Origin of the sequence: Flagellimonas sp. MMG031 (genome assembly GCF_040112705.1) — a bacterium.
Taxonomy (GTDB): domain Bacteria; phylum Bacteroidota; class Bacteroidia; order Flavobacteriales; family Flavobacteriaceae; genus Flagellimonas.
Genome location: NZ_CP157804.1, coordinates 1,992,539 through 2,007,148 on the forward strand (window position 1 = coordinate 1,992,539; position 14,610 = coordinate 2,007,148).

Sequence of the window (14,610 nt, forward strand, 5' to 3'; positions counted from 1 at the left end):
TTTAAAATCAAGGCTTTAGGAAATAACTGACATATATCATCTTTTAAAAATATTTCGCAATAGATCTTTGTCCCATCAAAAACCAAAAACTATGCAATATCATATCACACATCGACCTTCGCTTTTAAAAGCAGTCATTTTTTGGCTATCGTTCGCCCTTGTTCCGATGGCACTTTTTGCACAAGATTTTACCCTCAATAATTCGGAAGGAGAAGTACTGGTTACAGGAACTTCCACCTTGCACGATTGGGAAGAAGTGGCAGAGCAAAAATCAGGTTCCATCAATTTGGACAAGACGGGAGAACTGCCCCAAATCACATCCTTAAAGTTTGTGGTGGAAGCGGAAAGCTTAAAAAGTGGTAAAGGAGCCATGGACAAAAACACCTATAAGGCCTTGGATACCAAAATGCACAAACAAATTGTGTTTGAGATGAAGAACGTGAAAAGCATTTCGCCCATCACAGCCACTTCCAACAAATACAAAGTAGTGGCAACAGGCAACCTGACCATTTCGGGAAGTACCAAGACCATTGACCTACCTTTTAACCTAAGTATCAACGGTGACAAGGTGGTCCTGGAAGGCAAAAAGGCCCTGAAAATGACCGATTACAATATTGAACCTCCCAAAGCTCTTTTGGGAACGATTACCACTGGAGATGACATCGAGGTTCACTTCAATACCGTTTGGAAATAATTTAATCTTAATACTCAACTAATAAATCTACAATCATGAAAAAATACACAAAATTTGGATTGTTGGCTGCTGCTTTCCTAGTTAGCCTATCGGGATTTTCCCAAAACCGTCAACTCGACAACTTCCGTAACCCGGACAAAACAGGCATCAATGTATTTGAGGCCCCTAAGGATTCCGTTTCCACTTTCGATGGGATTAAGGTACGTGTAGGAGGATCTTCTACATTGCAATTTCAGGCTATCGACCATGAAAACTCTGGAGCTGTGGAACTGATAGAGATCGGGAACAACTTTAACTTGGCAACGGCCAACTTGGATTTGGACGTGGCCTTGGCCAAAGGGGTGCGTATGCACTTAAGGACCTATTTGTCTTCCCGTCACCACCCAGAACCTTATGTAAAAGGCGGGTATTTTCAGGTAGATAATTTGGATTTCATCAGCCCTGGATTCTTGGAGAATGCCATGAAGTACCTCACCATTAAGGTGGGTCACATGGAAAACAACTATGGTGATGCCCATTTTAGAAGAACGGACAACGCCCAGGCCATGCACAACCCTTTTGTAGGAAACTTGATCATGGATGCCTTTACCACAGAGGTAGGTGGGGAAGTATACTTTAGAAAGAATGGTTTCATCGGGATGTTTGGGCTTTCCAATGGAAAATTGAACCAAGCTGTTACCAACCCAGAGACTACAGGAGCTTCCATTTTGGCCAAATTGGGTTACGATGGTCAAATCAATGAAGATTTGCGATTGAGACTTACAGGTTCCATGTACAGCACCAACAAATCAGGAAGGGTATACCTTTACAGTGCAGACCGTGCAGGATCAAGATATTACTTGGTGATGGAGGATACAGAGGCATCTGCCACCAGCAACTTTAGGTCAGGTAGGTACAACCCAGGATTCAATAATGAAATTACTGCCTTTATGATCAACCCATTTGTAAAATACAAAGGATTGGAATTCTTTGGTACCATTGAAACTGCTTCTGGTAAGACCAATGCAGAAACCGAGGATAGAAAGGCTACTCAGTTGGCCGGTGAATTGATCTACAGATTCGGAAACAATGAAAACTTCTATTTGGCTACCCGTTACAATACGGTAACTTCCGATGACCCTTCCGGTTCCGAAGTAACCATTGATAGATTCCAATTGGGCGGTGGCGTATTCTTGACCAAGAACATTTTGGCAAAAATAGAATACGTAAACCAACAGTATGATGGATTCGATACCACTAGTATCTTCAACGAAGGTCAGTTTAAAGGACTTTTGTTGGAAGCGGTGATCAGCTTCTAGAAATTATAAATGTTCAAAAAGACCTAGGGCAATAATGTCCTAGGTCTTGGCCATTAAAATTGTTATATTTAAGTATCATGATAACCTCTATTCCACAAATAACGAAAACACTTTTCATTGGCCTCGTGCTTGTGTCTTGGTTTTCCTTTAGCGACCCTGAACGGGAAACTAAGGTAAGGGTGGAGCCACAAAGCGAGGTAGTGATCGCTGGTACTACCAATGTCAATAACTTTACCTGCAAATACAATTTACAGGAATTGGAGGTACCCATTCGTTTGATCTACGACGAAAAATCCGAGCATATTCTTTTTAAGAATGCAGAGCTTAAATTGGTCAATGATTGTTTTGATTGCGGAGGAAAGGCCATCAACAGGGATTTTCAAGAGTTGCTCAAAACGGAGAAGCATCCGCAAGTCGGGCTAAGATTATTGTACGTAGACCCCCCATCAGTCAATCAAAATATGGTGAGTGTTGGCTTGGAGATCAAAATCGCCGGGGTTACCCGCAAGTACCAGACCCTATTGCATTGTGAGCAAGCCAAGGATATTTGCGTAAAGGGTACTTTAGACTTGAAATTGAGTGATTTTGAGTTGAAAGCTCCCAAAAAAATGCTGGGTATGATCAGGGTAGACGACGAAATCAAAGTGCATGTTACCCTTCAAATGAGCGAAATCTAAGCATTGTATGCTGTTAGAGTAAAGAAATCCGTTTTGATAAAATTATCTAACGGATTTTTTGTTTGAGCACATATTTCATAAAACCAATAATCAGTATCTTGTGTGCTACATAGATAACTGAAACTAAATTCAAACACTTCAAATGAAACGATTAGTATTGACAAAGGGTATACTTGCGTTGGCCTTTGTGCTATTGACAACCACTTTTTACGCTCAGGACAACTTTGGTGGACTTGCACTTTATACCGTTAGGGACAACATGGGAGAAGATGCTAAAGGCACTCTTCAAAAAGTTGCCGACGCGGGCTATGCTTACATAGAGGCCGCAGGCTACAATGAAGGAAAATTTTACGGAATGGAACCAGAGGAGTTCAAATCCTATCTGGAAAGTATTGGATTGACCCCGGTAAGCACACACATGGGAATGGTTACTTTGGACAATGCTGATCAATTGATCGCCGATACCAAAGCAGCTGGCTTCACCTATTTTACCATTCCGGTTCCACCGATGGGTATGTTCACTTTTGATCGTGAGAAGAGGACAATGGGGATGAAAGGTACCATGGAAGATTTTGCCAACGTACTGACAACCTTGGGGAAGAAATGTGAGGCGGCAGGATTAAAGCTATTGTACCACAACCATGATTTTGAATACAAGGATAATGAAGATGGCATAAAGCCTATTGACTATCTATTGGAAAACACAGACCCGGAATATGTCAATTTTCAGATGGACCTCTATTGGGTGACGAAAGCCGGTGCTGATCCAGTGGCCTATTTTGAGAAATATCCCGGCAGGTTCAAACTATGGCATGTTAAGGATATGGACGACGAAGGGCGATTCGCCCCTGTTGGTGAGGGAAACATTGATTTTGGTAGAATTTTGAACGAGAAAGAGGCTTCGGGAATGCAAATGTATTTTGTGGAGCAAGACAGGACTTGGGACAAGGAACCATTGGAAGTGATCAAAATCAGCCATAAAGCGTTGAAAGCGATAGGGTTTCAATAAAAACCAATGTAAGCGGTTATGATAGCATTGCAATAAAAGGGCAAGAAATCAAAAAAATATTTTTTACAACCGCTTACATTAGTATCTTTGCACCCGCAAAGTTTGGTCGCGTAGCTCAGCTGGATAGAGCATCTGCCTTCTAAGCAGACGGTCGAAGGTTCGAATCCTTCCGCGATCACTAGTATTCATAGGGCCTCAGAGAGTTTCTCTTTCTGAGGCCTATTTTTTTGCAAACAATTTGCAAACACCTCATTTTTTAACAGTATTTAACACGATAATAGCCTATTTGTCAAATCTTGAATCGATTTATCTTGATTTCACTTGGTTTAATATTTAGTTCTATCTCTTCTTCATTGAAATTGTCAAACTTTGTTTTTAAGGCGTTTTTTAATTCGATTAAATACATTCAAACATATTGAGGCCAAAATCATGGGCAGAATAACACAAATAGCTGTTTGTAGCTCTAGATTATCTTTTCTGAATTGTGGTGAGGTATAATATTCCCAGATATACGAAAACAACTTTATAAAAAGTATTATCAATCCAAGAAACAATATAATCCCAAGAATAATAAGAACCCCATTGCCAAACATCGAAAATTCGTCTTTTAGGTTTTTTATAATCTTTGATTTACTTGGTTTTTCGTACATTTTCAGGAATATTTAAACATGAAAATAAAGAGTATAACATTCTCTCCACAGGAACCAAAGTTAAAAATCATCAAGAATGTATTTGTTTATATTTCTGAAAAGCATGAACAAATCATAGTCACCCCATTTTATAAAGAACCTAATCAAGGATACAGATACTCCCAAGAAGAGTGTGAAGTATTAAAAATTGATTCTTCTTATGACTTGATTGGAGAAGCGATAAAACGAAACATCCAGAAATTTGATATAAAAGAATATGATGCAAAGCGATCTAGTAAAAAGGACGGTTACACGGCTTTTCATGTGAGTAAAGAAAAATCAATGAGGGGTTTTGAAAAAAACTATACACTTATTGATGTAAGCGGATTAACGGATAGGAACAATACTTTCAGAATTCAAACTAGACTTGGGTTTATCAATAGACTTGAAATTACATCTACAATTTCGGCACATTGTGATAATGCAGAATTAGGGAAATTGGTCATGAAAATGTTTAATTCTGAAATCGTTGAAAGGAAATAATGAATGAGGTATTTCCTTGGATAGTTTTAAAGGATGAATTCTTTTTCAATGGGACCATTGAGCAATTAGAAGAAAAATTAAGGTTTCAGAATAACCAAAAATTTAGAGTTGAATGGATAGACTATCAATCATTTAAATTTTTATCCAACTTTTCGGTGGGAACAATAATGGTAAAATTTAATCCAGGGTTTGCAGATGGAATAAAAGGCTATGCCAATTTAATTGAAACGGAGTCAGGCAAGACAAAAGTTTCACTTAGAACCAAAATCCGAATTGAATTATACTTTTTCCTAGCAGTTATGGTAATTGCAATTATTGCAGCGTTAGCATCAGAAGAAGTTTTTCTAACTTGGGCGCTATGGCTTACACCTTTTGGTTTATTATGGTTTTGGTTTGTGTATCGAATACAAGAAAGAATCCTTTTCAATAAGTTGAAAAGCTACTTAAGTTAGTTAAAGAAAGACTTAAAATTAAACTTTGAGCATTACACTAATCAAAACAGATTATACTATTTCAGCCCTACATAAACTTGTATCAGGCGGAAAATATAAAGGCTTTGTCAATATGAAGGAATTCGAATTGGTAAGGCTAAAATCTCATAAGTTTTACAGAGTTAAGGGAAAATTGAACGAAAAGAATGAATTCGTTGTTGAAACAGACTTTATAAAATCTTTGAAAATTTTGGTCAAGACCTTTAATATTTTTGGGGTTTTGACTTCTTTGATTTTAGCGTTTGTAATTTCCAACTGGACACTTGTGATATTATACTTTGTTTTGAGGCTGTTTATGGAATTATATACAAGGTATCATGAAGAAAGGGAGATACGTTTGTTTTCTGAAGCCTATTATGGGCTAATTCGAGAAGTACAGCATAACTATTAGAATAATGGAAGGATTGATTAATGTAAAAGGCTATTCTGAGAAGAATCTAAAGTTGGCTATCAGACAATGGATTGATTTGTATTTCGAAAGTTTAGATAGCAAATTGACCATTAATCTGTTCCAAGTTGAAGACTCAATCCAGATAGAAGTTAATAACCTCTCTAACCAATTGTTCTTTTTCTTAATTAACTATTTAAAGTACCCTGAAGATATAAAGGGGGCCATAGAAATATTGGGATATACAGGAGGTGATGAGAGTAGTAATTTTAAAGGTCAGGACATATTGATTTATATTCCTTCTGATGATACTGAATATGATAACGTTTATGTGGTTACAGAAAATAATATTCATTTCAAGATTGACTTTGGTGGTGGAATAAAAAAAGTTAATTCCAGCATTCCAGAATTTTTTAAGTTAACACCAGTAAGCACATCACCGATAGATTCTATTATAGTTTCTAAAAAAGCGAGTGTCTATTTTGATAAGAAGCAATTCTTTAAAACCATTGAAGGAAGGTTTACCATAATATCTTTGGTACTCTTCATACTATTAATATTTCATTTTCTGTATATCAATGGAGATAGAGACATGCTTGAAAAAGAAAGAGCAACTTGGTTTTTATATGCCGGAGTTTCTATTTGGTTTTTTATTGATAATGAAATGCTTAAAAAAGATATTCTGTATCTAGGTTGTTTTGCAATAGCAATTGTATTGATGGTTTATGGGGGGGATTTTGTAAATAATTTTCCAAAAACATTAACTGAAAAGTTAGGGCCATTTACCTTAATGCCATTAACTTTTTTAATGTTGCAATGGCCTCTTCGAAGAATATACAAAGGATTATTTAAGAAAGAACCGAAGACTGATAGGGACGGGGGTGTAACTGATTTCATATATTCAATGGCACTTACATTTGGCTCAATTATTTTGCCATTCGTATTGTATGGATTAATAAATAAGTGATTGTTATATCTAAAAAAATAACTATTCAAATCAGTTCATATTACCATTCATCAATTCACAACGTATTTTTCTTTTAGTAAAAAGGTTATATTTATAATATGCTTTCAAGCATAATTTGTGCGGCAAATAAATAATTGATTTGACTTTCCTAAAGTCCGTACAAACCAAAGAAAATTTATAGGGCAGCTGATTTTCAATCATGCTGTATTCATTTGGTCCCGCTTGCGGGACGAAGGAATAGCAAGAGGGTGATGCGCAGATTGCGCCATCACGGTTGTTTTCGGGTCTTCAACAAGTTGAAAACCAGTCAATTGAACAGATTTTGGAATACTGTGCAAAATCAAGGGCTACAGTAGGCTTTTCCGAAATCTACAGTAAACCCTTTGGGAAGCCCCATAAACACTGGAAATTTTTGACGAAAAAATTGACACAATTTCACTAAAAAAACAAAATCGCACTTATGGAAAAGCAATCAACCAACGGTAAAATAAAGAAAGGGACGGGGGGTTATTCCAATATCACCGTAAAGAAGGAAACGGCCACACGCTTTCGCAGCTATTCCAAAAGGTTCAACAAATCCCATAGCGAGGTTTTGGAAGGAATGATACAATACTTCAAGGAGAACAACCTTGATCCTTTTGGAGAGGGAACAAAGGTCATCCTTGACAGCATCAAAAAATTGGAGCGTCAGATGATGAAAAAATTCGATAGGCTCATCGCCATTATCAAGAACATGGAAAAGACCAGTATCAGGCCCACCTATGAAATGGTACTCATCCTTTATGAAGCCTATGTAAAGGATGGGAGGAAACCTAAACGTGAACCAATCAAGATACAGGAAGAGCGAATGGATTTTTTGGAGTCTAGAAACACTGTTCCAAAAGTTGAGCACGAGAGAATCCTTCATGAATTTGAAAGCTATAAAAAGCGTTGCAATGAAATCATCGACAATGTGGAAAAGGTGGAGCCTATGATGGGAAAGCCCTATCTAAAGATCAATATGGGCATGGGGGATTATGAAAGTATTAAGTATCAATTAAAATGACACTTATGTACCTTACCATCTCAGCACAGAAAATAGGCAGTACCTATAACTCCAGTGTGGGGAGCTATGTGGACTATCTGGAAAAGGAAAACGAGGATAGGTCGCCCGAACAAAGGGAGGAATTCTTTGACCAAGAGAACGACAGCGTAAGCCCTGAAAAGGTCATCGATGAAATTGATGCCAATACCGCCAAATTAAGGCAGAAGGACCCGAAATTCTATTCCATTGTGGTCAGTCCCAACCAAAGGGAACTTAAAGCCATAGGAAATGACCAGAAACTGTTAAGGGAATACACTAGGAAACTCATGGAGGACTATGCCAAGAGTTTCCATAGGAACCAAGAGGTAAAGGCCGAGAACCTGAAATACTATGCCAAGATCGAACATGAACGCACCTATAGGGGCTTTGACAAACAGGTTCAGGAGAATGCTCCCTACCGAGGGGAGATAGCAAGGCTCAAAAACGAGATACGGAAAGTGGAACGTGGCGAATCCATTGGGAATGTCAAAGAGCTTGAAAAGAGGATTGCAGAGCAAACAAGATTGGCCCCACACAAACAGAACGGGCAGCTTGTGGCCGCAGGGATGCAAAAGGAGGGGCCACAGACCCATATCCATATCATAGTCAGCAGGAGGGATGTGACGAACACCTATACACTTTCACCCATGGCCAAGCACAAGGCCTCGGAAGTGGAACTGAACGGAAAGACGGTAAAGAGGGGATTTGATCGGGACAGCTTCTACCAAGCAGCCGAAAAGACCTTTGACAGGACAACTGGGTTCAAGAGGAACTATGTGGAATCCTATGTTGGGAGAAAGGCCCATGCCAAGGAACCGGGGAAGTTCTTTGCCAAGGTCATGGGACTGCCCACCAAGGAAAAGGACATGGCCTTTAAACTCCTTAAGACGATGGGTATCAAAGCTCCCAGCATACCTACCAATAAAGTGCAGATGGCGGCCAAGATCATTAAGGCACTTGGAAAGGGTATCGATAAGGCTAGGGGAGCAGGTGAGGACATGGGTTACTGAAATCCCAGAAGTAGGTTGCGCCCTTTCGGGTTTTTGCTTTACGCTTATCTACCGGAACACTACAAAAACCCGAAAGGATCCATGCGCAAAAGTTGGGGGTAAGATTTGGGGACACTTACAGCACTTCACTGTGTTCCGTTCGCCCTTCATTTATCTAGCCTTCCCTCTTTTAGGATATCGCTAAATTCATAAAATTATCATTAATGTCTTCTGTTTCGGGGAAGAATTGGTTGGACAATAAATTGAAAGGGGTTGATCTAGGGGCTGATGGTTACCTTATTAACGAAAAATGCCCTTTAAAAACCTGTCCGTCCTTAAAATTTATAATAAACCAATAGTCTGCTGGAGGCATTCTATTTCCATTAAATACTCCATCCCACGAGCCATTTTTCAGGGAGAAGTTATTCAGCATCTTACCATATCTGTCATAGATAAAAACATTACCATCTTTACTGATATTGCCCATATTAGGTCTCCAAATATCATTGATGTCATCTCCATTGGGGGAAAAAAACTTTGGATAATCAACTATTGTAAAATCCAAGCCGGCTTCACCACAACCGTTGATATCTTTAACTACCAAATGATATGTACCTGGAGCAATACTTGTAAAAGTTGATGAAGATTGTTCTATTCCATTTAAGGAGTACAAATAGTCACTTATTCCTGTCGTACTAATTTCAACTGTTTGTTGGTTCGTAAAAAGTTCTCCGGACAGGGAATATGCTAAATCAAACGGAATTGAAGATTCAACAACAGAAAAGGAGTAAGTTCTTGAACATCCGTTGGGAGCTACAATATTTACCGAATATTCTCCCGGAACAAATACCTCAACGTTATTATTTGTTTGATCGGATAAAAGGTCGCCATCTAAAAACCATTGAAAAGAATACTTTGGGTCATCAATGTCTGTGTCAATGAAAATGCTTTGATAGTTGTTACTGTTTGTATTTTCTTTACATATAAAATATGTGTCTTCTAAATCAGGCACAATAGGCTTCTGTGCAAATTCAATAAAAAGCCAAGAATCCAAGCTATTGTCCCCTCTATTGGTCAATATAATTTCCAATTCATAGACTTCACCGGGAATGATCGGTGAGACAGCGGTTAGCGGCACGGTTCTACCGTTCGCCTCAATTTCGCCCGTACCAACTTCTTGCTCTATAAAGTATGATTGGAATCCAAGATTGTTACACTCCGGATTGTTATGAATGCTATGTAGGCCTACTTGCGTAACTTGATCCGGTAGTAATGCAATGTTTTTACCGTGATGTACATATTCTATTTCAGGTGTTGTCGTGTCATTGTCATGATCAAAGGTATCTGGTGTAATACCTGGACCGGTCAATAATATTGCAAATCCATCCTGTTTTGAACTATCGCCATCAAAACATTCAATGTCCCCAACTTTATAAGACTCAGAAGCAAATATGTAATTTAAATTGAAAAAATCAGTTTGAGATACAAATCTCAATTTAATAGCTTTTGATTCCGAATATTGACCGACAGTACCAATTCTATCGTCGAGAATTTCCTGTATGGTATATATCCCGCCAAACGGTTCGCTGACCGAACTCGTCCTTAGTGATTTGTTTGGTCCGATTGACATCTGTGCTTGACCTGTTGATAGTACGAAACCTGTATCAAACGGAAATTCTGAGTTACCTCTATTAAATGTGCTGATTCCATTTAACGATAGATTGGTCGCCCTTTCAATAGAAACATCAAGGCAATCGGTATCGAAAGAGTCATCAAATATATCCTTCAATTTACCATTTATGTCAGCATATTCTCTGTCTTCAATAACAATGGATTGCCCAGATAACGCTACCGAATAGCCTAAAAGAGTTATAAAAATAACAAGCTTTGGATAATTCAATTTCATGGGCAATTAATTGAAAGATAAAATATTCAATAAATTAAGAAAAAATAAAATAATTTGTAATATATTACATACGAAAATAATTTTATTATTACGTTATAATGAATTTCGTTGAACTCACTTAGAAAAGTAAACAATTTAAAATGAAAATGTTTCTATACGTTATATCAATTCTGTTATTTTCTTGTTCTGATAATTCTGGTCAAGAAGGTTACCAGGTGAATCAATTTTTAGGAACCTGGAAATTGACAGCAACCTATCAAACCAAATTGGATGGAAGTGCCGATTGGGAAACTGTTGATGATAGTGCGAGTTATACCATAACTTTTGCTGATGGCAATGAAGCTGTCGTTAGTTATAGTTCATGCAGTGGCACCTATGAATATTCAGAAGAACAATCAAAAATTTCTGTTTTTTTTGAATGCCTAGATGATAGGACTGATTATTTCATTGATGATGAAAGTGATCTTCCGGATATTTTGATAGTTAGTGCATTAGGGAATAATACGCCGGATGAGGGTATTAAGCTCAAATTTTTGAAAATATAAATTATAAATCTCATAATCACGGTCCAGCATGAAAAAAATTACTACGTTAATAGTTTTTATTGGTTTTAATTGCCTCATCCACGCCCAAGAATGTGCTACCCCTACACCGACCGCATATTCAGTTTCATCAGGTATTTCTGGAAAATCTTCAGTCTCTTCCTCCTATTGTTTGAATTTATATTTCCATATTGTTCGCAGAACCAATGGTACCGGTGGGGTCAATCCAACGGTTATCGACGATATTCTTAATGTCATGAACAGTGCATTTTTACCACACGAAATTTCAATACAATCTGTCGGCAATGATTACATCGATAGTGATGCTTTATTCGATATCGGAACGGACAATGAGGCGAACCAGCTATTTGGTACAAACAACCAAGCGAATGCCATAAATGTTTATCTTGTAAATTCAGGTCAAACCTCCAGTGGAATTGTTTACGCTGGATTGGCCCAGGATATTCCTAGCAGGAATATGATAATAGATAATGATTTTGTGCTTACTTCTACAGCTCCCCATGAATTGGGACATTGTCTTAACTTATTGCATACTCATGAAACTTACTATGGGGTTGAAAATATAAATGGTTCAAATTGCTCAACGGCTGGGGATAAAATTTGCGATACGCCAGCTGACCCGCAGCTTTCGAGTTTTAACGTCGATGTTACCTGTAATTACACTGGCGGAAATGGTTACAGTCCCCTTACGGATAACATTATGTCCTATTCAAGGTCGGCATGCCGAGATTTATTTACTGATGGACAAGTGGCGGTTATGAAAAATGCGATACCACAATATTCTATTTTATCAGATGCTGTAGCAACGAACTGTCAGATAACCAAGTTGATTGGTGACGATTGTACTTGTTCGAATATAAATACAGTAATAACCCTGCAATATCCCCCAAGTACCACTGTTAACTGGACTACTTCAACCAATATGACCATTGTAAGCAGTACTAATAGTTCGGTTACGGTCAAGGGGGTAAGTGGTACTCGAAGTCAGGGTCAGGTCACGGCAAGTTTTAATGGTATTCAATTAACAAAAGATGTTTGGGTAGGCGAACCCAGTGCACCATCTTCCCTTTCCGGTCCATCATCTGTTTTAACAGGTGCATTTGTAAATTATAACTCGTCCGTAGCTTCTGGAGCCAGTAGCTATGAATGGCGTCTGCCTTATCCTTTTGATGTAGTTACAAGCTGGAATTACAATGGTCAGCGTTGGCAAATGAGGACAACAACGGATCGCTATCTTACAGCTTATACTGGAATGGGACAGATTTCCGGATTGGTACAGGTCATGGGGAAAAATAAATGTGGTGTTGGAGGAGCTAAGACTAAAAGTGTATCCCATTCAAGCAGTGGTGGAGGTGGAATTCCACTTAAGACTCAATTCGATGGTATAGGAGTAGCTATAACTGAAAACCAAATTTATCCTAACCCTGCAAATGAACGGATAAATATCTTGCTGAAGAATCGCGCTGATTTAACTTTTGTAAATGTCACTTTAAGCAGTATGGACGGGAAGGTTTTATTCAAAAGCCAAAACAAGAACTTATCGGTTGTTCCAACTGAACATTTAACGAACGGGGTTTATATACTTAATATAATAACTGATCAAGAAATAGTTCAAAAATCAATTATTATATCTCACTAGCAGAATCCTTTTGTAGATTTACCTCTTCTAAGTACATCGCTAATTTCATGATATTAAAATAAATGATGCTATTTAAGAAGGGATATATCATGAAAAAATTCAACTAAAACAATGATTTTCAATAATATATGATTTCATGGATGATTCCAGTCATGACGGCCTCCCTTAAATTGTCGTTAATAACTTTAGATAGCTTCAATTAACTTCTCATTGTAATCATCCAGGATAGTAGTCGGCAACGATTTGAGATAGATTTGAGTTGTATTCAGCTTACTATGTCCAAGCATGGCAGAAATGGCCTCCAAAGGAATGTTGTGAAGCATAGCTTGTGTAGCAAAGCTATGTCTGCTAACGTAGGTTGTAAGCTTCTGCTCAATTCCACATAACTCCTGAATTGTTTTTAACCCGCGATTATAACGCTGCCTTTCCCAATTAATCTCTCGTTCCTGTTTAGCAGGATTTTCTCGTTTTATTACAGGAAATATGTAATCCTCCGCTTTCTTTCCTTTCAAATAACTGTTCAAGATTTCTGAAAGTTGTCCGGTTATTTTTATGTCATATAGTTTTCCTGTTTTCTTTCTGCGAAATTTAATACGACCGTTCACTATATTGCTTACTTGGAGGTATGCCATGTCCGTGAAGTTCATACCATAGAGAAAAAAGGAACAAATGAAATAGTTTCGATATCTAAACAATGCTTGATCCTCTGGAATTTCCAATTCTAGGATCTTTCTGATATCTTCAATTTCCAAAGCTCGTTTTTCGGTTGGAATTTGTCTTATTGTATAATTCATAAAAGGATAGGCTTCCTTTTCAATTAACCCTGCTTTTATACCCTTATTGAAGAGTGCTCGTAAGCCGCGTAAGTAAGTAGATAATCCATTCCAACTATTTCCCTTTGCTAAATGATATTTTTCAAAGCGTTTGATAAAGGAGTAATTCACTTCATTGAACTTAAGATCTTTGCCCTTATTGAAGGTCTTCAAGACCGATAAAATGCCTTTATAATGTCTTGCCGTCCCATATCTGTGTGCCGCCTTTAAATCCTCAACTACAGAATTCCCAAATTCAAAAAAGGATTCATAGGTACTGTTTCTTGTGATTCGATTTTTCACTTCAACAATTGACAAATAGTTCAACTTACCTTGATCAGAAAGTTTGTTGAGAATGTCATTTGCACGAGCTTCTTCTTTTAATAAAAGTGTATTCAATCGGGCAATGGATTCCGTGCGAGTGTAGTTTCTTTTAATGGAACATTTTTGATGATCCCAAAATATTTCGGATATTGAAAAACCAGTTGCGATGGATGTTGTTTTTCGCAAATGAGTGAGGCGAAAAATGATAGGGTAGGTGCCATCTTTTTTTGCTCTTCTTGTATCCAATAAAAGGGTCAAATATGTTCTCATTTACTTCAAGTTAGCAAAAAAATTTGCAAACAATTTGCAAACAAATAATTGATTCCATTTGATTTCAAATGAGGTTAAAATAAATGTAACACATTGAAATACAATAAAATATAGTGATTTTGGTTTTTGGAAGATTTGGTATTAAAGCGGCTTCTAAGCAGACGGTCGAAGGTTCGAATCCTTCCGCGATCACTAAAAAAAAGCTCCCAAACATGGGGGCTTTTTTTTCATCTCACCTAAGAGTTAAAAGCATCCTTACACCCATAAGTGAGCTGCATTACTGCCTCCTATATCCTTTGGAAACAATTGGAGACTGCCAGACCCTTTGGGTCGGTAAAAACAGAAAGG

Annotated in this window: 14 protein-coding genes and 1 tRNA gene; 13 read left to right on the forward strand and 2 right to left on the reverse strand. The window is 37.8% G+C overall.

The genetic code is table 11. The annotated features are described in order from the left end of the window. Positions 1 to 91 precede the first annotated feature (91 nt). From ABNE31_RS08950 to mobB, 11 genes are all read left to right on the forward strand, one after another. A complete protein-coding gene (locus ABNE31_RS08950) occupies positions 92 to 694 on the forward strand; it encodes a YceI family protein (protein ID WP_349350960.1) in 603 nt (200 codons plus the stop codon). Between the two features lie 35 nt (positions 695 to 729). Beyond that, a complete protein-coding gene (locus ABNE31_RS08955) occupies positions 730 to 1,992 on the forward strand; it encodes a hypothetical protein (RefSeq protein WP_349350961.1) in 1,263 nt (420 codons plus the stop codon). 77 nt (positions 1,993 to 2,069) lie between these two features. Further along, positions 2,070 to 2,669 carry a YceI family protein gene (locus tag ABNE31_RS08960; protein ID WP_349350962.1) on the forward strand — a complete coding sequence of 200 codons (600 nt, stop codon included), beginning with the start codon at positions 2,070 to 2,072 and terminating at the stop codon, positions 2,667 to 2,669. Positions 2,670 to 2,811: 142 nt separating this feature from the next. Beyond that, positions 2,812 to 3,678 (forward strand): sugar phosphate isomerase/epimerase, encoded by an 867-nt coding sequence (locus ABNE31_RS08965; protein ID WP_349350963.1) that lies wholly within the window; start codon positions 2,812 to 2,814, stop codon positions 3,676 to 3,678. Between the two features lie 104 nt (positions 3,679 to 3,782). Next, positions 3,783 to 3,856 (forward strand) — tRNA-Arg (locus ABNE31_RS08970). 490 nt (positions 3,857 to 4,346) lie between these two features. Beyond that, on the forward strand, positions 4,347 to 4,850 hold the full coding sequence (locus tag ABNE31_RS08975; protein ID WP_275650917.1) for a hypothetical protein: 504 nt from the start codon (positions 4,347 to 4,349) through the stop codon (positions 4,848 to 4,850). Further along, positions 4,850 to 5,302, forward strand: coding sequence for a hypothetical protein (locus tag ABNE31_RS08980; RefSeq protein WP_275650916.1), 453 nt, complete (start codon positions 4,850 to 4,852; stop codon positions 5,300 to 5,302). Before ABNE31_RS08975 ends, ABNE31_RS08980 begins: the two co-directional genes overlap by 1 nt. A 25-nt stretch (positions 5,303 to 5,327) precedes the next feature. Next, positions 5,328 to 5,732, forward strand: coding sequence for a hypothetical protein (locus tag ABNE31_RS08985; protein ID WP_275650915.1), 405 nt, complete (start codon positions 5,328 to 5,330; stop codon positions 5,730 to 5,732). A gap of 4 nt (positions 5,733 to 5,736) precedes the next feature. Continuing rightward, the gene (locus ABNE31_RS08990) at positions 5,737 to 6,696 is read left to right on the forward strand and encodes a hypothetical protein (RefSeq protein ID WP_275650914.1); all 960 of its coding nucleotides are present in this window, start codon (positions 5,737 to 5,739) and stop codon (positions 6,694 to 6,696) included. Positions 6,697 to 7,156: 460 nt separating this feature from the next. Further along, positions 7,157 to 7,741: a BfmA/BtgA family mobilization protein gene (locus ABNE31_RS08995; protein WP_349350964.1), complete on the forward strand. Its 585-nt coding sequence runs from the start codon at positions 7,157 to 7,159 to the stop codon at positions 7,739 to 7,741. A 5-nt stretch (positions 7,742 to 7,746) separates the two neighbouring features. Further along, positions 7,747 to 8,769 carry a MobB family relaxase gene (gene mobB, locus ABNE31_RS09000; protein ID WP_275650195.1) on the forward strand — a complete coding sequence of 341 codons (1,023 nt, stop codon included), beginning with the start codon at positions 7,747 to 7,749 and terminating at the stop codon, positions 8,767 to 8,769. Between the two features lie 271 nt (positions 8,770 to 9,040). Here the strand turns inward: mobB and ABNE31_RS09005 are convergent, their stop codons facing one another. Then, positions 9,041 to 10,654 (reverse strand): T9SS type B sorting domain-containing protein, encoded by a 1,614-nt coding sequence (locus tag ABNE31_RS09005; protein ID WP_275650196.1) that lies wholly within the window; start codon positions 10,652 to 10,654, stop codon positions 9,041 to 9,043. A gap of 140 nt (positions 10,655 to 10,794) precedes the next feature. Here ABNE31_RS09005 and ABNE31_RS09010 point away from each other — a divergent pair, with 140 nt between their 5' ends. Next, on the forward strand, positions 10,795 to 11,199 hold the full coding sequence (locus ABNE31_RS09010; RefSeq protein WP_275650197.1) for a hypothetical protein: 405 nt from the start codon (positions 10,795 to 10,797) through the stop codon (positions 11,197 to 11,199). Between the two features lie 28 nt (positions 11,200 to 11,227). Then, a complete protein-coding gene (locus ABNE31_RS09015; protein WP_275650198.1) occupies positions 11,228 to 12,856 on the forward strand; it encodes a zinc-dependent metalloprotease in 1,629 nt (542 codons plus the stop codon). A gap of 185 nt (positions 12,857 to 13,041) precedes the next feature. Here the strand turns inward: ABNE31_RS09015 and ABNE31_RS09020 are convergent, their stop codons facing one another. Continuing rightward, the gene (locus tag ABNE31_RS09020; protein WP_349350965.1) at positions 13,042 to 14,262 is read right to left on the reverse strand and encodes a site-specific integrase; all 1,221 of its coding nucleotides are present in this window, start codon (positions 14,260 to 14,262) and stop codon (positions 13,042 to 13,044) included. Positions 14,263 to 14,610: the final 348 nt, after the last annotated feature.